Source organism: Yersinia sp. 2553 StPb PI (assembly GCF_052217105.1).
GTDB classification, from domain to species: Bacteria; Pseudomonadota; Gammaproteobacteria; order Enterobacterales; family Enterobacteriaceae; genus Yersinia; species Yersinia enterocolitica_E.
This window is the reverse complement of record NZ_JAZGPX010000002.1, coordinates 320,398-338,998: the sequence shown is the minus strand read 5'-3', so window position 1 is coordinate 338,998 and position 18,601 is coordinate 320,398. Positions and strand designations below refer to the sequence as shown.

The window sequence follows — 18,601 nt, the reverse complement described above, 5'->3', positions numbered from 1 at the left end:
TGCCTTGCTGCCACTCCAATGACGTTGGGTATAATTCTATGTTTACCAAAAGAAGAAAAACTTATCAGGCGCTTTGGGCTAAAGCAATGGGTTGTAATAATTGGTCGCCAGAATATAAGCGTGCATTTAACCCGCCCACATAATAACGGTTACCGCGCACCGGGGCGTCAATTTCGCCTTCCGGCAGTACCACGCTGATAGGATCCTGATGCCAACCAATAGGTTGCACCGTCAGTTGCCAGAAGTGACCACGCGGGCTGACTTCAAGCACTTGTACTGGCAGTGGGCAACGATCACTGGCGTGTGTATTGACTTCCATCTCCCACGGACGCAAGAATAAATCAACACTGCCCTGATGCATTGGGGCCAAATCCAGCGGCCAGTGGTGCGCGCCAATATAGAGTTGTGAGCCTCGAATCTCCCCACTCAAGCGATTAACTTCGCCCAGGAATTCCAGCACAAAGCGGGTCGCAGGGTAGCGCCACACTTCATCTGGCGTCCCGACCTGCTCGATATTACCCTGACTCATCACCACCACCCGATCAGCAACTTCCATGGCTTCTTCCTGATCATGAGTGACGAAGACGCTGGTAAATTTCAGCTCTTCATGTAACTGACGCAACCAGCGACGTAACTCTTTACGCACCTGTGCATCCAGCGCACCGAATGGCTCATCCAGCAACAGAATTTGTGGCTCGACGGCCAACGCCCGCGCCAGGGCCACACGCTGTTTCTGCCCACCAGAAAGTTGTGATGGGTAACGGCTGGCAAGATGACCTAATTGCACCATCTCCAACAGTTGCTCCACCTTCTGTTTGATAGCTGCCGCATTCGGCCGTTCACGGCGCGGTAACACCGTCAAACCAAATGCAATGTTATCGAATACTGTCATATGGCGGAACAAGGCGTAATGCTGAAAAACGAACCCGACACGTCGATCACGGGCATGCAGGCGGCTAACGTCAGTGCCATGGAAACTTAAACGTCCAGCGTTCTGGTTCTCCAGCCCGGCAATAATGCGCAGAAGGGTCGTTTTCCCCGAGCCGGAAGGACCAAGCAAAGCCACCATCTGGCCAGAAGGAATATCAAGCCGGATGTCATTCAGTACCTTGGTGCGACCAAAATACTTGCTGATATTATCAATCTCAATGCTCATGCTTTTGCTCCTGTTCGAGACGAACAACCTGACGCGCTAAGCGCCATTGCAGGCCGCTTTTCAGAAAAAGGGTCAATATTGCCATCAGGGTCAGTAACGCCGCGGCGGTAAATGCCCCGGCAGTATTGTAATCCTGATGCAACAACTCAACTTGCAGTGGCAAGGTGTAGGTTTCGCCACGAATAGAACCGGATACCACCGAGACTGCCCCGAACTCGCCAATGGCGCGGGCATTGGTCAACACCACGCCATACAATAATGCCCAGCGAATGTTCGGTAACGTTACCCGGCGGAACATCTGCCAGCCGGATGCACCCAGTAATACTGCGGCTTCATCTTCCTGGCTGCCCTGACTCATCATCACCGGCACCAGTTCACGCACCACAAATGGGCAGGTGACGAAAATGGTGACCAACACCATACCGGGCCACGAGAACATCAATTGAATGTCGTGAGAATCTAACCAGCCCCCCACCACACCATTTGAACCGTAAAACAGCAGATACATCAGGCCGGCGACTACCGGTGAGACCGCAAACGGAATATCAATTAGGGTCATCAATAGCTGGCGGCCGGGAAATACAAACCGCGTCACCAACCATGCCAGTACCACACCAAACACCAAATTCACCGGCACCGTAATCAGTGCCACCAGCACTGTCAGCCAAATGGCATGCAACATGTCCGGGTCTAATAAATTCTGCCCGACCACCGCTATCCCTTTGGAAAAAGCAGTGATAAAGATCCACACCATCGGGATCACTAACAGTAAAAATGAGAACACCGCGCCGATGGCGATCAGGGTCCATTTACCCCAATTGATGGGTGGGCGAGCTACGCCGTTAAATTCAGTGATATCAGCCATCAGTGCCCGCCTATCCGCCGACCAAAGCGGCTTTGTAACGTGTTAATACCAAACAGCAATACCAATGAAACGGCCAGAATAACGGAAGCAATTGCACTGGCAGCCGGGTAATCAAATTCTTGTAGTCGGATGAAGATCATCAGCGAGGTCACTTCGGTCTTCCAGGCAATGTTACCGGCGATAAAGATAACTGCGCCAAACTCCCCCAGACTGCGGGTAAAGGATAAAGCAGTGCCTGCCAGTAATGCCGGAGCCAGTTCTGGCATCACCACCAGCCGGAAGCTCTGCCAACGGCTGGCGCCGAGAGTTTCCGCGGCTTCTTCATATTCGGGACCCAATTCTTCCAACACCGGTTGTACTGTGCGCACCACAAACGGCAAGCTGGTAAACGCCATCGCCACGGCAATCCCCAACCAGGTAAAGGAGACTTTAATCCCCAGTTCGTTCAACCAGGCACCGTACCAACCGGTGGTCGAAAATAGCGTTGCTAATGTCAGACCCGCCACCGCCGTGGGTAAGGCGAACGGCAAATCCATCAAACCATCCAACAAACTGCGGCCGGGGAACTGATAGCGGGTCAGAATCCACGCCATCAACATACCGAAAACCGCATTAAATACGCTGGCGACGCCTGCGGCCAGTAAGGTCACTTTATAAGCAGCGACCACTTGGGGGTTAGTAATCACCTCCCAGTACTGGGTCCAACTCATCTGTGCAACCTGCATGACTAACGCGCTGAGCGGTAATAATAAGATCAGGCAGGTGTAAAGCAGGCTGCTCCCGAGACTGAGGGTAAATCCGGGCAGAACCCGTTTACTGGATGCCGACAACATTACTGATGCCCTTGCGCTAACAATTTATCCAGCACGCCGCCAGTCACGAAATGAGTACTCATCACCTGCGGCCAGCTACCGAATTGATCTTCAACACGGAATAGTTTGGTTTGTGGGAATTGAGACTTGGCCGCTTCCATTGCCGCTTTGTCGTAAACCCGATAATTAAAGCTGGTGATCACTTGCTGTGCTGGCGGACTGTAGAGATAGTTGAGATAAGCTTTAGCCGCTTTCTCAGTGCCATTCTTCTCGACATTTTTATCCACCCAGGCCACCGGGAATTCAGCCAAAATATCTACCGGCGGGACAATTACTTCGTATTTATCACTGCCATACTCTTTACGGATATTGTTAACTTCCGATTCAAAACTGATCAGTACATCACCCAACCCGCGTTCAACGAAGGTGGTGGTAGCACCACGGCCACCAGTATCAAACACCACTACATTGGTCAGGAAACGCTTCATCCAGTCGCGGGTTTTAGCCTCATCCTTACCATTCGCTTGTTGGGTAGCACCCCATGCCGCCAGATAGGTGTAACGGCCATTACCGGAAGTTTTTGGATTCGGGAACACCAGTTTGACGTCTTCACGCACCAGATCATCCCAGTTGTGGATATTCTTTGGATTACCCTTACGTACTAGGAATGCCATGGTGGAATAAAACGGTGAGCTGTTATTAGGTAACCGCGCCTGCCAGTCGGCCGGGATCAGATTGCCCCGGTCATGTAGGATCTGCACATCGGTGACTTGGTTATAAGTCACCACATCTGCTTTCAAGCCCTGTAAGATAGCCAGTGCCTGTTTAGACGACCCAGCATGAGATTGTTTGATGGTCAGCTTGTCGCCGGGATTTTGCTGCTCCCACTGTTGCTGGAAGCCGGGATTGAGGGCCGTGAATAACTCGCGGGAAACATCATAAGAGCTGTTAAGCAACTCAGTAGCAGAGGCAGTTGCACTGCCGAAAATTAACGCGCTTAATAAGGCAACACGGTGCCATCCTTTACGTGTACCGTTCTTCACTGAAGTCTGTTTCATGCTGCACCTTATTCACTGAGTTCATCCGACAGGCATGTCATTAAATGTGAACAGTGCCTTTAATATCTTCAGTGTATTTATAACTAGGTGCATACCTATAATGCTTTTATATACCGTTTAGTGATGTTCAAGTATCAAATGCTCTAAGCCAGCAACAACGCTGGTCGCAAGCCACTCCCTTTTGCCCATTAAAAAACCCGGCCAACCGGCACCGGGTGATAGAAAAGACTTATTGAGTAAAAATTGTCGGTTGCGAAAAACCGGCCCTTCAGCCTTTCGTCATTACAACGATAATAATTGAGTCAGCGACGGTGCGAAGTAATAACTACCGGTCACTGGCTTACTGAAACCTAATAACAGATCGTGCTTACCGTCTATCGAGCCAAACATACTTAATAATTGTTGTTCGATATTATGTAAGCGTGCGCAATAAGCAATAAAGTACAAACCGTGTTTGCCACTGGCGGTACCGTAAGGCAAGCTTTGACGCAGAATTTTCAATCCTTTGCCATTTTCTTTTAAATCGACCCGGCTAACATGGGAGGTCTCCGGGCGCTTATCTGATGGCAATTCTTCGCTGGCATGCTTGGTACGCCCAACAATTTGCTCTTGCTTATGTTCAGGAATACGCTGCCATTTTTTCAGGTCGTGCTCATAACGCTGTACTAACACATAGCTGCCACCGGCATCTTCTTCACCGTCCGCAATCACCGCCACTTCCGAGCGGCTATCCCCTTGTGGGTTTTCGGTGCCATCAATAAAACCAGTAAAATCACGTTCTTCTACCCAGCGAAAGCCATGTGTCTCTTCTTCAACGGTGATCACATCGCCAAAAGCAGCCATCGCGGCCTGGGCTAAAGTAAAGTTGATATCCTGACGCAATGACTGAATATGAATCAATAAATCGCGTTGTGTTGCGGGGGCAACCATTGGTGCTTTGCCTAATGGCACAAAAGGTTTTAACTCATTAGCCCCTTTACCACCGGATAGGTCATGCCAAATATCAGAACCAAAAGCAATCACAGCACCTAAATACTCGTTAGGAAATTTTTGCTGTAACTCCTGCAATGACTGACAGAATTGTTTGCACCCCTGACGAATAGCATCTAGCTCGCCCTGTACTTTTGCTTCCATAAAAATGGCAAAACGACAATGTTCCATCAGAATGCCACTCTGAACTTGAGTCATGTTTGGTTCCTCACAAAATATCGGTGTTAATTATGGCGAATATAATAGCTGAACCGATTAGGATTACCTTGCGGCAACGCAAAATAAATTTAGGCGGAGGAAATGAGACCAAAGGTGGGAATATTATTAGCTAATTCACAGAAGAGAGCCAAAGTAATGATAAATCTGCCAGAAGCCAATTTGGACGCGGTTTGCAGCGGCCTCACCTTCAGATGCCCAAATAATGGGCCGAGTAATGAGTGCCGCTAACACTGCTATAACGTCAGGAACTAAGGGATGGTTATTCGCCTTTAGCTCGCCAGATAATCTTGCTCACTTTCCAACTTTGCAATGTATCATCGGATGGCATTAAACCTTCAGGACCATGCCAGTCGCCATCAAATAAATAGCTGACGTGCTTGCTGTCCGGTGCCGCACACTCTATTTGCGCACTATCATCACCGCTACCTTTGCGGCAAACACCAAAGGCTTTTTTATATAGTTCACTAAATGGTGTACCAATCGTAACACCCCATTGGCTGGGAATAGACTTATCCAAAACATCAATGCGCTCTACCGTGCCTTTCGGTTGCCCTGAGATAACCAGTTTGATTTGGTTCTCTTTCATCGCCTGATAGAAGGAAATCAATTTACCGTCGTTGGTCGCCATACCGCTACGCAGCCGGAAATCGCCTTTTAACCCCTCTTTGATGTCACTCTCAGTCAACGCAGTAGTGGCGGTAATTCCGCCAACACCCTGATCAGTCACCTGCATACTGCTGCTGCCAAACCAATTCAGTGGTGACAGACTGGACCAGGAAAAACCTGACATGGTTGAGCACCCGGCTAACAACAAAGGGGCACCCAGTAATAACAATCTCACCCCAGATAACCGTGGGCGAATATTCATCTAAAGCTCCTTATAAAACCACCGCATCCGGTAAGCTGTTCTGCATTGTACAAGCTACAGAGGGCATCTACATGCGCAGTTTAAAAATGATAACCAGTGGTTTGAGTCCACACAGCTAAAAAAGTGCCATAACACTACCGGCTTTAATTGTTATAACCAATAAATAGGTCTAATCGGATAGACTCGCGGCCATCGTATTGCAATACTTCAGCACGCCTTAACGCAAATTTGGTCTACTATTGGGTACCACAAAGGCTTGTGTAATTTTTGTTTTCAAACCTAATAATTCATGCATTGAAGGAGCAATAAAATGAAGAAATTAACCTTAGCGGCAGCCTTGGTTATGTTATGCAGCACGCCATTGCTGGCACAGAGTGCCACAGCACAAGGGGGCTTCGATGGCCCGGCAGCAACACAGACACAACCGACGACTCATGGCGGATTCTCGGGTCCAAGTGCGACCAATACCACGGTAGATAAAGTCAAAACCATGCGTGATGACACCCATGTCACTCTACAAGGGAATATTGTCGAGCGCCTTGGCCACGATACTTACACCTTCCGCGACAGCACCGGTACCATTACCGTTGATATTGATAACAAGCGCTGGAACGGTCAAACCATCTCGCCACAAGATAAAGTCCAAATCGAAGGCGAAGTTGATAAAGACTGGAACTCGGTAGAGGTTGATGTGAAAAGTATTACCAAGATTAAGTAATTAATCTTTACCCTATCCTCTGCGGCTTTATCAGCTTTTGGGGATAGGGTTATTGCCATATTAAGGGTGAGGCCAATAGGGCGACCTCAATATTCCTGATCCACAATCAGCCGTTTGCCCAGCATGATGCTGTCTTGGGTTTCGTAATCGAGCTTTTCATACATGCCAATGACCGCGTCGTTATCTTCGCGCACCATGATATTGAGTTTTGGGCAGCCGCGAGCGATAAGTTTCTTTTCCAGCCGGCTGATCAGCGCATTGGCAAAGCCACGGCCACGGAAGTCAGGATGGACCCCCAGATAATAAGCCGAGCCACGGTGGCCATCGTAACCGCCCATGATTGACCCCACAATCGCCCCACTCACTTCCGCTACTAAAAACAGTTCGGGCGAGTGATTCAACTTACGCTCAATATCCATTTCTGGATCATTCCAAGGCCGCAGTAAGTCGCAATGCTCCCACAGCAGAATCACTTCTTCAAAATCGTCTTGCTGGAATACGCGGATTTCCATGGATGTTCGCACCCTTGAGTAATATGGATATTCTGATTATCGTGGCAATATTATATCACGCAATATTAAAGTGATATTTCCCACCGTGATAGTGAGTAATGATATTTGAGAAGAAGCAGATAAATCTTGCCGATCTTGTAGCTTAATAGCCGCTAATCCACACAGAAAGTACAATAATGGCGGCGAATCGGGGTATACTTGGCCCCTAAATATTTGCAAGCTAATAGAACCCTCGCTGATGAATTCACCCGATATCACCCAAATCAAAACCTACCTGCTAGCTTTGCAGGATAAAATCTGTGCCGCACTGACACATGCCGATGGCGGTGCAAGCTTCACAGAAGAGAGCTGGACCCGCGAAGAAGGCGGCGGCGGGCGCAGTCGGGTATTGGTTAATGGGGTGGTATTTGAACAGGCGGGGGTTAATTTCTCTCAGGTATCTGGTGCAGCATTACCCGCATCCGCTACTGCGCATCGCCCCGAATTGGCCGGTCGTAGTTTTCAGGCACTTGGGGTGTCGCTGGTGATTCATCCACTAAGCCCTTATCTGCCCACCAGCCATGCCAATGTGCGTTTCTTTATTGCTGAGAAACCTGGCGAAGATCCAGTGTGGTGGTTTGGTGGCGGTTTCGATTTAACCCCTTACTACGGCTTTGAAGAAGATGCTATTCACTGGCATCAGACCGCCCATCAGTTGTGCCAACCTTTTGGTAAAGAAATCTACCCACGCTATAAAAAATGGTGTGACGATTACTTCTATATCAAGCATCGCAATGAAGCGCGAGGTATTGGTGGCCTGTTTTACGATGACTTGAATAGCCCTGATTTTGATACCTGTTTCCGCTTCACTCAGGCGGTAGGTGATGGTTTCCTTGATGCTTATATGCCAATTGTTGCACGGCGCAAAGCATTGAGTTGGGGGGAGCGCGAGCGTCAGTTCCAACTTTATCGCCGTGGCCGTTATGTGGAATTTAATCTGGTGTGGGACCGTGGCACCTTGTTCGGTTTGCAAACCGGTGGTCGTACCGAATCTATTTTGATGTCGCTACCACCCCTGGTGCGCTGGGAATATAACTATCAGCCGGCAGAAGATAGCGCTGAAGCGGCGCTGTATCGCGATTTTCTGCCCGTAAAAGAGTGGCTAGCGACCGGAGAACAGCACTGATGCAAATTTGGGTTGATGCGGACGCCTGTCCGAATGTGATTAAAGAGGTGTTATTTCGCGCCGCAGATCGTACCGGCATGATGGTCACGCTGGTGGCTAATCAGCCATTGAAAACCCCGCCATCAAAATTTATCCGTACCTTACAAGTCGCCTCCGGTTTTGATGTTGCCGATAATGAGATCGTGCAACGGGTGGAGAAAAATGATCTGGTTATCACGGCAGATATTCCCCTGGCCGCCGAAGTGATAGACAAAGGCGGTATCGCCCTGAATCCACGGGGTGAGCGCTATACGCCAGATACCATTCGTGAACGGCTGAATATGCGTGACTTTATGGATACCATGCGCGCCAGCGGTATTCAAACCGGTGGGCCTAACACCTTAAATCAGCGTGACCGCCAGCAATTTGCCAACGAACTGGATAAGTGGTTACAGCAAGCGGCCAGAAGCCTATAAGCAAAAACCCGCCGAAGCGGGTTGAGGTTAGTAATAGGAATACTCAAAGTCATTGGCATTGCAGTCAGGCAGCAGTTGAGTAAATCCCGATGAGCTTACACAGGTAAGTGACTCGGGTGAGCGAAAGCCGCTAACAACGCGGCAATGCCAAGGATAAAGCATATTTATAAAGGCTCGGTTTGTGCTTCAACCACCGCTAACGCCACCATATTCACGATCCGACGCACTGAAGCAATTGGCGTCAAGATATGCACCGGTTTCGCCACCCCCATCAGCACTGGCCCAACCGTCACCCCTTCCGATGATGTCACCCGCAGCAGGTTGTAACTGATACGTGCCGCTTCCATATTCGGCATAATCAACACGTTGGCAGCACCTTTCAATGGGCTGTCTGGCATCAGGTTATGGCGAATACTTTCCACCAGCGCGGCATCACCATGCATCTCACCGTCAATTTCCAGCTCTGGTGCCATCTGATTAACCAATTCCAACGTGCGGCGCATTTTACGCGCGGCTGGGCAGTCTGAGGTGCCAAAGCTGGAGTGAGATAACAGTGCCACTTTCGGTTCAATCCCGAAGCGACGCACAGTTTCAGCGGCCATTAAGGTAATCTCAGCCAACTGCTCTGGTGTCGGATCATCATTGACATAAGTATCCGCAATAAAAGTGTTACCGGTGGGTAGCAACAGTGCATTCATCGCACTCGCCACATGAGCACCTTCACGGAAACCGAATACTTTCTCTACCACATCGTAATGTTCATGGTAGGTACCGATAGTGCCACAAATCATTGCATCAGCTTCACCACGATGCACCATGATCGAACCAATCAGTGTGGGATTACCAATCACTGCACGACGGGCTTGCTCTTGCGAGACGCCACGACGTTTCATGATTTGATAATACTCTTGCCAGTACTCGTTAAAACGCGAATCGGATTCATTGTTAACCACCTCAAAGTCTTTACCTGCTGTAATTTGCAGGCCCAACTTCTTCAGTCGGGTCTCAATCACACTCGGGCGGCCAATCAGAATAGGATAAGCCAGTTCCTGCGAGATCAACTCCTGAGTAGCATGCAGCACCCGCTCTTCTTCCCCTTCCGCCAATACCACCCGTTTCATCTCTTTCTTCGCCTGCGAGAAGATAGGTTTCATAAACAGGTTAGTTTTGTAGACAAACTCAGACAGCTTTTCGATGTAAGCACTAAAATCGGCAATTGGCCGGGTTGCCACACCAGAGTCCATCGCCGCTTTGGCCACTGCCGGTGCAATTTTTACAATCAGACGCGGGTCGAATGGTTTAGGAATTATGTACTCAGGGCCAAAGGAGAGGTCTTGCTCACCATAAGCGGATGCCACCACATCACTCTGCTCAGCCAGCGCCAGATCCGCAATGGCATGCACACAAGCCAGTTTCATCTCTTCATTAATGGTGGTGGCACCGACATCCAGCGCGCCACGGAAGATGAATGGGAAGCACAGTACGTTGTTAACCTGATTTGGATAATCCGAGCGGCCAGTGCAAATAATCGCATCAGGGCGCACCGCTTTCGCCAACGGCGGCAGGATCTCTGGTTCCGGGTTCGCCAGTGCCAAAATCAGTGGGTTCGGTGCCATGGTTTTCACCATGTCCTGAGTTAAAACCCCCGGGCCAGAACAGCCGAGGAAGATGTCCGCACCTGGCATCGCATCACCCAGCGTGCGTTGACCGTTATCTTCAATCGCATACGCCGCTTTGGTTTGTGCCATATTGGCCTCACGGCCTTTATAAATCACACCTTTGGAATCGCATGCAGTAATATTGTGATGTTTTAATCCCAGCGCCACCAGCAGGTTTAAACAGGCAATCGATGCCGCCCCTGCCCCTGATACCACCAGTTTCACATCGCTGATGTCTTTCTTCACTACCCGCAGGCCATTGAGTACCGCAGCGGTGCAGATAATCGCCGTGCCATGCTGATCATCGTGGAATACCGGGATCTTCATGCGTTCACGCAATTTTTGCTCAATATAGAAACATTCCGGTGCTTTGATATCTTCCAGATTAATGCCACCGAATGTCGGTTCCAGCGACGCGATAATATCAATCAATTTGTCTGGATCGAGTTCATCCACTTCAATATCAAATACATCAATACCTGAAAATTTCTTAAACAGAACGCCCTTACCTTCCATTACCGGTTTACCGGCCAATGCGCCAATATTGCCCAGTCCCAGCACCGCAGTACCATTGGAAATCACAGCAACCAGATTGCCGCGCGCCGTGTATTTGTAAGCAGCCAAAGGATCAGCGGCAATTTCTAAACACGGAGCCGCCACACCAGGCGAGTAAGCCAGCGCCAAATCCCGTTGGGTTGCTAGCGGTTTGGTTGGCGACACCTGAATTTTCCCTGGGGTTGGATATTGGTGAAAATCAAGCGCACTCTGTTTCAACTGTTCGTCCATTGTAGGTTCCCTTTGATTTTATTCTTCGAGGTTATACCCAATAAACTTGAAATTGCAGGTAGGCAGCAAGTGAACCAATCCCGATAAGCGCACGATGATAAGTGATTCGGGTCAGTGAACGTAGCTAACACCACGGTGGTTTCAAGGTCGAAGGGTATATATGACCAATAACAGAACCAGTATAGTGAGTGATTTATCACAATCTATGAAGCAGGCCATACTCTGCATAACATTTTTGCTTCAATTGAAGAATTTACTTATCAATCAGAGAGGATGGTCAACAATCGGGGGAGTGAATGCCGCTAACATCACGGCAATATTGGTAAGAAAGGTATTTATTTGAACCAATTATGAATTTGGGCGTATTGCAATAACATAATCGTCTTACCATCTTTAATGCGGCCATCAGCAATCATGGCAATGGCTTCGCTAAACGATAATTCAACCACGTCGATCACCTCATCCTCCACGCCGACATCATCAGTAATTTTCTGATCTGGATGATATTCCGCCGCAAAGAAATAGACGATTTCAGTCACGCCACCTGGCGACATATAAGCTTCAAACAGCTTCTGCACTTTATCAACCTGATAACCCGTCTCTTCCATCGCTTCACGGCGGATACACTCTTCCGGTGAGTCGTTATCCAGCAAACCGGCACAGGCTTCCAGCAACATGCCACTAGGATTGCCATTCACATAGGTTGGCATGCGGAATTGTTCAATCAGTACCACGGTACCCTTCTGGCGGTTATACAGCAGAATGGTTGCGCCGTTACCCCGGTCATACACTTCGCGAATCTGTTGTACCGGAGTCCCGTTATCAGTTATTAAATCAAAGGTGTATTTGTGTAGTTTGAACCAGTTTTTGGATAATAATTCACTCTGAATATTTTCAATTTTGACTGACATAAACCCTTCTCTAATCTGGTTAATAGTCATTAGCGTAATCGGTCACTTGCAAGGTTATACACCTCGCTACGATCTCTTTTTCCTACTGCAACCACAGCAACGATCAACACATCATCGATAACTTCATACACTAATCGAAATCCAGAGGATCGTAATTTAATTTTGTAGCAGTTTTTCATACCACGTAGTTTAGCGCTTTCAATATGTGGATTATCGCTGCACTTTTTTAATTTCTTGGCAAATTGCTGTTGTATCGTCTTATCCAGTTTGTGCCATTCCTTTAGCGCTTCTTCTCTGAACTTAACGGCATAGGTCATAGATAGCTATCCAAATCGATATCAAGCAAGGGTTGATGGCGCCGCCTGTTAACCAACTCAGCTAATTCGTGATCATCAAGCGCTTCCATTATTTGTTCATACAGTTCTGCGGGTACACAATAGAATGCGGGTTGATTGCGGTTCAGGATAGCTACGGGGAAACCGGCCCCAGCGTTCACTGTTGCCATTGGATTTTTTTTCAGTTCGCTCACGCTGGCACTGGTATCAGTCAAAATTATACTTGGCATAGGCACCTCAAAAAGACCTGTTAACAGGTCTCATTATGCGAGCAGTGACACAATAAAGCAATAAAAATGCCCTGTCGACACAACGTCAACAGGGCATCTCAACAGCGAAAAGCACGACGAAAGAGGTCGGTTAGAAGCCGGTAGGAATATCCTTCATATCCGGTAACTTATGGGCTATCCCTTTGTGGCAGTCGATACAGGTTTTCCCTTCGGTTATCGCCTTACTGTGCATTTTCGCCGCGACCGTTTTTTGTGCGGTGAAGTCCATATTGTCGAAATTATGGCAGTTACGGCACTCTTGCGAGCCATTGGCTTTCATTCGCGCCCACTCATTTTCGGCCATGGTTAGGCGGTGAGCCTCAAACTTTTGCGGGGTATCAATCAGGCCGAAAGCCTTGGCATACAGCTCTTTACTCGCTTTGATTTTACGCAGCATCTTTGGCCCCCACTCATGGGGAACGTGACAATCCGGGCAGGTCGCCTTCACACCACTGCGGTTGCTGTAGTGGATGGTCCCCATATATTCCTGATAAACGTTATCTTTCATCTCATGACAGCTAATACAGAATTTCTCGGTATTCGCCATCTCCATGCCGGTGTTAAATCCCCCCCAGAAAATGATGCCACTGACAAAGCCAATTAGCAGTAAAGTCCCGAGCGCCAGCCGGCTTGGCCTGCGCCACCACTGCCATATACGTCTGATAACACCGGGCTTTTTAGTTTCGCTCATAACTTATCTCGCTTATCGCTCATTTCGGTTATTGGCCAAAGCCAGGGGCTGGCTGGAAGCTGTTACCGACAATCGGTGCGGCATCAGTTTGTGGCACATGGCATTGCAGGCAGAAATAGCGACGTGGTGAGACTTCACTCGATACTTTGCCATCACGGTCAATAAAGTGAGTTGGGCTGACACGCGGTGCTCCAGTGGTGCGATAGTGCTCCACACCATGGCATTGCAGGCAACGGTTGGTATTTTTACTGACTTGATAGCCATCCACGCTATGCGGGATCAGCGGGGGTTGGTTAACATAGTTCAATGCCATACGCTGTTGTTGTTTCGGCATTTTCACTTTGCCTTCAGCCGTGCCAGAGACTTCTGGTGATTGAGTCAAGTCCATTTCGACATTGCTGGCAGCAGTGGCTGCACCGGTGATCACCAACACCGCCAGCAGCGATATAACTGACAAAAACCGGCGGTTTAATGATTTAAAAATCGTGTTATTCATTATTTTCTCCTGAGTACACCGTCTTTATCCTGAGTATCCCTGGATGAGGGTATCACTGGCTGCTCATGCCTGCCCCGCAGGGCAGGCAATCTCAATTACGCCACTACCCGTGCCAACTTCACTGCACATTTTTTGAAGTCAGTTTCTTTGGATAACGGATCGGTGGCATCCAGCGTCAGGTTATTGACCAACTGTGCAGCATCGAAGAACGGCATATACACCAGTCCTTGCGGTGGGCGGTTACGGCCACGGGTTTCCACCAATGAGGTCACTTCGCCACGCCGTGAAATCACTTTCACTTTGTCACCACGCCGCAAATCACGGGCTTTGGCATCCAGTGGGTGAATGAATAGCACCGCTTCAGGGAAAGCGCGGTGTAACTCAGGGACGCGACGGGTCATGGAACCGGTATGCCAATGTTCCAGCACACGGCCGGTAGAGAGCCACAAGTCATATTCCTGATCCGGGCTTTCAGCCGCAGGCTCGTAGGGCAGCGCAAAGATTACTGCCTTGCCATCAGGTTTACCGTAGAAACGCACGTCTTCGCCTTTCGGCACGAAGGGATCGAACCCCTCACGGTAACGCCAGAGCGTTTCTTTACCATTCACCACCGGCCAGCGCAGGCCGCGCTCTTGGTGATAACGGTCAAACGGTGCTAAGTCATGGCCGTGTCCGCGACCAAAATCGGCATACTCTTCAAACAGCCCTTTCTGAATGTAGAAGCCGAAATCGCGTGCTTCGTCGTTCAGTTGGTCGGCGGGGATTTCACTCAGTGGATATTTGCTGACCACATCGTTGGCAAACAGCACGTCATACAACGTCTTACCGCGATACTCCGGTTTTTTATCGACCAACTCAGCAGGCCAAACATCTTCCACTTTGAAGCGTTTGGCGAACTCGACAATCTGCCATAAGTCAGATTTCGCCTCACCTGGCGCTGGGACTTGCTGACGCCAGAATTGGGTGCGCCGCTCTGCATTGCCATAAGCCCCCTCTTTTTCCACCCACATCGCAGTCGGTAAAATAAGATCAGCAGCCAGTGCACTGATAGTGGGATAAGGGTCAGATACCACAATAAAGTTGCGCGGATCACGCCAACCCGGCATGCGCTCTTCATTGATATTCGGACCCGCTTGCATGTTGTTATTACACATCACCCAGTAAGCATTAAGGGTGCCGTCTTTTAGCGCGCGGTCTTGCGCCACCGCATGCAGCCCCACTTTCTCAGGGATAGTGCCGGCAGGCAGTTGCCACTTGGTTTCAGCAATCTGGCGATGTTTTTCGTTGGTCACCACCATATCTGCCGGTAGACGATGGGAGAAGGTCCCCACTTCACGGGCTGTGCCACAAGCAGAAGGCTGGCCGGTCAGAGAGAATGGGCCAGACCCCGGTTTAGAGATTTTGCCGGTTAACAGGTGCAGGTTGTAGCACATGTTGTTGGCCCAAACCCCGCGGGTGTGTTGGTTAAAACCCATGGTCCAGTAGGAGACTAATTTTACTTTCGGATCAGCATACAACTGCGCCAACGACACCAGTTGGTCCTCCGGCACGCCGCTCATTTTAGCGGTTTTCTCTAGGGTATATTCCGCGACAAAGGCTTTGAAATCATCAAAACTCATCGGCTCGGAGGCATCACTACCCGGATTCGTGGCGGCTTTTTCCAACGGATGGGTTGGGCGCAGACCATAACCGATATCGGTGGCACCACGGCGGAAATTCACATGGCGGTCGAGGAAACCCTGATCAACAGCATTATTCTGGATAATGTAATTGGCGATGTAATTCATGATGGCCAGATCGGTCTGTGGCGTGAAGACGATCGGGTTATCTGCCAGCTCAAAACTACGGTGCTCAAAGGTAGAAAGGACGGCGATCCTGACATTGTCATCGGTCAGGCGGCGGCTGGTCATGCGCGACCACAAAATCGGGTGCATTTCGGCCATATTGGATCCCCAGAGCACGAATGCATCTGCTTCTTCAATATCATCGAAGCAACCCATAGGTTCATCCATACCAAAGGTACGCATAAAACCCACCACCGAAGAGGCCATACAATGACGAGCATTCGGGTCCAGATTGTTGGAACGGAAGCCTGCTTTCAGCAACTTGGAAGCCGCATAGCCCTCCCATACCGTCCATTGGCCGGAGCCGAACATACCCACCGAGGTTGGGCCTTTTTCTTTTAGCGCGTTTTTGAACTTCAGTTCCATGATATCAAAGGCTTTTTCCCAACTTATCGGGGTAAAATCACCTTCTTTATCATACTGACCGTCTTTCATGCGCAGCAGCGGTTGAGTCAGTCGGTCTTTGCCATACAGGATTTTCGGCAGGAAATAGCCTTTGACGCAGTTTAGCCCACGGTTAACCGGTGAGTCGGGATCCCCTTGCGACGCCACGATACGGCCATTTTGTGTTCCGACCAATACACCGCAGCCCGTGCCACAGAATCGGCAAGGTGCTTTGTCCCATTTTATTGCATTTGTTGTTTCACCCACCACGGCTTTAGCGACAGTAGGTATGGTCAATCCGGCGGCTGCGGCTGCGGCTACCGCAGCATTGGCCTTCATAAAATCCCGGCGGCTGAGTTTCATGGCATTTCCTCACCTTGGCTTTCCTGCTGGTGATAAACCAGCGATACAGCCAGCACACCATCCAGATTACGTGCTGACTCAATATGATTCAGGAGCACGTCTGAGCGCGCCGCCTGCATAACCACCACCAACTTGCCCAGAGTGGCATCACTGGTGGGTATTTCTGTTCCCGGGATAGCCAACAGGTCGTCGATCAGTTGTGCAATTCGCGCCGGTTTGGCTTGCAGCACCAATCCACAGACATGCCATTCTTTATCGTCCATCTTCACTCCGGGTAAGGGTTACTGCCTGAACCGGACAACTGGGCACACAGGCACCACATCCGTTACAAGCAGGAAGGTCTAATTCGGGCTGAGCAATGCCGTTTACGCGCGGACGAAATCGAATTGCCCTACTCTCACAGCTATCCTGACAGCTACGGCATTCAATATTGTGGAAAGGTAAACAGCGCTCTGAAATGTTGATTTTAAGTCGCCAGGGCGTCAGAGCTGTTGCGGTAAAAACACCCGCCTCACACACCTGTACACAGGCCTGGCAAAAACTACATTCAGCACGTTGGAAATCTATTTCGGGGAATCCGCCACTGCCAACCACCAATACGCCGGTTTCACAGGCAGTCACACAGGCATGACAGCGGGTACAGCCAGCAATAAAATCGGCTTCCATCACCGACCAGGGGGGCCTATGCGCTGAAAGTTCTCGTTTATCTGCTTGCCAAAGGCCAGTCAGCAATTTACGCCGTGATAAATCAGTCATACTGATATCCTTAACATCTACTGGCGCGCCCGCATGTGCGATAGAGAGAGTTCATTCAAAGCCCAGAGGTTTACATTGGCTGGTGATAATAATTCTTATTTTTATTAAAGGATTTCCCCAGTGTTTAGGTATTAGATACAGAATAATGAGTAATAAAATAATTACTCTTTAGGGTTAATCGGTGGTAGATATTGAGCAAGATCAATTAATTTAGTGGTTATTTACGCAGTTTGTCACTGTTAAATCTATTTGCGTTATTACCTTTTTTATATAACGATTTGTTTAATGAGAATAGCTATCAAACAAGATGATACTTTGGTAATTATTTCTTCAGGTAAACTGTTGCGGTTAAATGAATTTGGCCTCAGTTTTGAGGTACACTTAGATCGCAGTTTTACTAACAATAATGGATAACGTAGCCTGCTAAATTGGCTATCGAAAATAATCTGTATTCAACAGCCAAAATATTTAACGTCTATACCCAATAGATTACAAAGTGCAGGAAGGCGGTCAGGAACAGATGTGCTCACCGCTCACAGTGGCCGAGTAACATCAACCGCCAATCCCCCGATGCAATTTGCAAGATAATGGGCATATATCGGTTACAGGGACATTACTTATATGACCAAAAGTCACACCATTATGATCGTTGATGACCATCCCCTTATGCGCCGTGGTATTCGGCAATTACTTGAGATGGACCACAGTTTTGATGTCGTTGCCGAAGCTAACTGCGGCAGTGAGGCTATTACCGAAGCGGCCAAATGTCAGCCGGATGTCATTCTGCTCGACCTGAATATGAAAGGGATGTCTGGGCTAGATACCCTAAAAGCATTACGACATGACGGGATTGATGCGCGAATTATCGTGCTGACGGTTTCTGATGCGCGCAGCGATGTATATGCCATGATTGATGCCGGTGCTGATGGTTATCTGCTCAAAGATAGCGAACCGGAAGTATTACTGGAAAATATCCGTCAGGCAGCGCGTGGCGAGAATGTATTCAGCAATGAAGTTGCACAATACTTATCCTCCCGCCATGAAGAGATTAATCCTTTCTCCGAGTTAACCGAGCGCGAATTAGATGTGCTGCAAGAAGTGGCGCGCGGTATGTCCAATAAGCAAGTCGCATTTGAATTACACATTTCAGAAGAAACCGTAAAAGTACATATTCGTAATTTATTGCGTAAGTTAAATGTGCGTTCGCGAGTGGCAGCAACCATTCTGTTTTTGGAAAATAAAAAGTACTAACCACCACCCAATTATTTAATAGCCACCAAACTACTCGCT

Annotated in this window: 20 protein-coding genes; 4 read left to right on the top strand and 16 right to left on the bottom strand. The window is 48.9% G+C overall.

Annotated elements, in window-relative coordinates:
• Positions 1–64 precede the first annotated feature (64 nt).
• The 6 genes from cysA to V2A84_RS02645 all read right to left on the bottom strand — a co-directional run bounded on the left by cysA (position 65) and on the right by V2A84_RS02645 (position 5,968).
• Positions 65–1,156 carry a sulfate/thiosulfate ABC transporter ATP-binding protein CysA gene (gene cysA / locus V2A84_RS02670; protein WP_083163403.1) on the bottom strand — a complete coding sequence of 364 codons (1,092 nt, stop codon included), beginning with the start codon at positions 1,154–1,156 and terminating at the stop codon, positions 65–67.
• A complete protein-coding gene (gene cysW, locus V2A84_RS02665) occupies positions 1,146–2,021 on the bottom strand; it encodes a sulfate/thiosulfate ABC transporter permease CysW (protein ID WP_083163401.1) in 876 nt (291 codons plus the stop codon). Before cysW ends, cysA begins: the two co-directional genes overlap by 11 nt.
• Positions 2,021–2,854, bottom strand: a complete 834-nt coding sequence (gene cysT, locus V2A84_RS02660; RefSeq protein WP_083163399.1) for a sulfate/thiosulfate ABC transporter permease CysT — start codon at positions 2,852–2,854, stop codon at positions 2,021–2,023. Before cysT ends, cysW begins: the two co-directional genes overlap by 1 nt.
• Positions 2,854–3,891, bottom strand: coding sequence for a sulfate ABC transporter substrate-binding protein (locus V2A84_RS02655; RefSeq protein ID WP_083163396.1), 1,038 nt, complete (start codon positions 3,889–3,891; stop codon positions 2,854–2,856). The genes cysT and V2A84_RS02655 overlap by 1 nt, the downstream gene beginning before the upstream one ends.
• Before the next feature lie 282 nt (positions 3,892–4,173).
• On the bottom strand, positions 4,174–5,079 hold the full coding sequence (locus tag V2A84_RS02650) for a Dyp-type peroxidase (protein WP_083163393.1): 906 nt from the start codon (positions 5,077–5,079) through the stop codon (positions 4,174–4,176).
• A 280-nt stretch (positions 5,080–5,359) separates the two neighbouring features.
• Positions 5,360–5,968 (bottom strand): RpoE-regulated lipoprotein, encoded by a 609-nt coding sequence (locus V2A84_RS02645; protein ID WP_083163391.1) that lies wholly within the window; start codon positions 5,966–5,968, stop codon positions 5,360–5,362.
• A gap of 310 nt (positions 5,969–6,278) precedes the next feature.
• On the opposite strand from V2A84_RS02645, the gene V2A84_RS02640 reads away from it, so the two are divergent.
• Positions 6,279–6,686, top strand: a complete 408-nt coding sequence (locus V2A84_RS02640; RefSeq protein ID WP_442848570.1) for a YgiW/YdeI family stress tolerance OB fold protein — start codon at positions 6,279–6,281, stop codon at positions 6,684–6,686.
• Between the two features lie 86 nt (positions 6,687–6,772).
• Here the strand turns inward: V2A84_RS02640 and V2A84_RS02635 are convergent, their stop codons facing one another.
• Positions 6,773–7,198, bottom strand: a complete 426-nt coding sequence (locus tag V2A84_RS02635; RefSeq protein ID WP_005183815.1) for a GNAT family acetyltransferase — start codon at positions 7,196–7,198, stop codon at positions 6,773–6,775.
• Between the two features lie 238 nt (positions 7,199–7,436).
• Here V2A84_RS02635 and hemF point away from each other — a divergent pair, with 238 nt between their 5' ends.
• Together hemF and V2A84_RS02625 are read left to right on the top strand one after the other, a co-directional pair.
• The gene (gene hemF / locus V2A84_RS02630; RefSeq protein ID WP_083163361.1) at positions 7,437–8,363 is read left to right on the top strand and encodes an oxygen-dependent coproporphyrinogen oxidase; all 927 of its coding nucleotides are present in this window, start codon (positions 7,437–7,439) and stop codon (positions 8,361–8,363) included.
• The gene (locus V2A84_RS02625) at positions 8,363–8,818 is read left to right on the top strand and encodes a YaiI/YqxD family protein (RefSeq protein WP_083163358.1); all 456 of its coding nucleotides are present in this window, start codon (positions 8,363–8,365) and stop codon (positions 8,816–8,818) included. Before hemF ends, V2A84_RS02625 begins: the two co-directional genes overlap by 1 nt.
• A 164-nt stretch (positions 8,819–8,982) precedes the next feature.
• On the opposite strand, the gene maeB is transcribed toward V2A84_RS02625, so the two are convergent.
• The 9 genes from maeB to napF all read right to left on the bottom strand — a co-directional run bounded on the left by maeB (position 8,983) and on the right by napF (position 17,311).
• Complete coding sequence (gene maeB / locus V2A84_RS02620; RefSeq protein ID WP_442848569.1) at positions 8,983–11,262, bottom strand: NADP-dependent oxaloacetate-decarboxylating malate dehydrogenase; 2,280 nt, start codon at positions 11,260–11,262, stop codon at positions 8,983–8,985.
• 335 nt (positions 11,263–11,597) lie between these two features.
• Entirely contained in the window at positions 11,598–12,173 is a 576-nt protein-coding gene (nudK, locus tag V2A84_RS02615; protein ID WP_083164148.1) for a GDP-mannose pyrophosphatase NudK, read from the bottom strand.
• A 29-nt stretch (positions 12,174–12,202) separates the two neighbouring features.
• A complete protein-coding gene (locus V2A84_RS02610) occupies positions 12,203–12,490 on the bottom strand; it encodes a type II toxin-antitoxin system RelE family toxin (RefSeq protein ID WP_042568392.1) in 288 nt (95 codons plus the stop codon).
• Positions 12,487–12,738, bottom strand: coding sequence for a type II toxin-antitoxin system Phd/YefM family antitoxin (locus V2A84_RS02605; protein ID WP_032905973.1), 252 nt, complete (start codon positions 12,736–12,738; stop codon positions 12,487–12,489). Before V2A84_RS02605 ends, V2A84_RS02610 begins: the two co-directional genes overlap by 4 nt.
• A gap of 130 nt (positions 12,739–12,868) precedes the next feature.
• Positions 12,869–13,468 carry a cytochrome c-type protein NapC gene (gene napC, locus V2A84_RS02600; protein ID WP_372559613.1) on the bottom strand — a complete coding sequence of 200 codons (600 nt, stop codon included), beginning with the start codon at positions 13,466–13,468 and terminating at the stop codon, positions 12,869–12,871.
• Positions 13,469–13,496: 28 nt separating this feature from the next.
• Positions 13,497–13,964, bottom strand: a complete 468-nt coding sequence (gene napB / locus V2A84_RS02595) for a nitrate reductase cytochrome c-type subunit (protein ID WP_102970546.1) — start codon at positions 13,962–13,964, stop codon at positions 13,497–13,499.
• Between the two features lie 95 nt (positions 13,965–14,059).
• Complete coding sequence (gene napA / locus V2A84_RS02590; RefSeq protein WP_442848568.1) at positions 14,060–16,555, bottom strand: nitrate reductase catalytic subunit NapA; 2,496 nt, start codon at positions 16,553–16,555, stop codon at positions 14,060–14,062.
• Entirely contained in the window at positions 16,552–16,818 is a 267-nt protein-coding gene (gene napD / locus V2A84_RS02585; protein WP_083163344.1) for a chaperone NapD, read from the bottom strand. The genes napA and napD overlap by 4 nt, the downstream gene beginning before the upstream one ends.
• The gene (gene napF, locus V2A84_RS02580) at positions 16,808–17,311 is read right to left on the bottom strand and encodes a ferredoxin-type protein NapF (protein WP_083163341.1); all 504 of its coding nucleotides are present in this window, start codon (positions 17,309–17,311) and stop codon (positions 16,808–16,810) included. The genes napD and napF overlap by 11 nt, the downstream gene beginning before the upstream one ends.
• A 621-nt stretch (positions 17,312–17,932) precedes the next feature.
• Between napF and narP the strand changes: the two genes are divergently transcribed.
• Positions 17,933–18,562 (top strand): nitrate/nitrite response regulator protein NarP, encoded by a 630-nt coding sequence (gene narP / locus V2A84_RS02575; protein ID WP_372569445.1) that lies wholly within the window; start codon positions 17,933–17,935, stop codon positions 18,560–18,562.
• Positions 18,563–18,601: the final 39 nt, after the last annotated feature.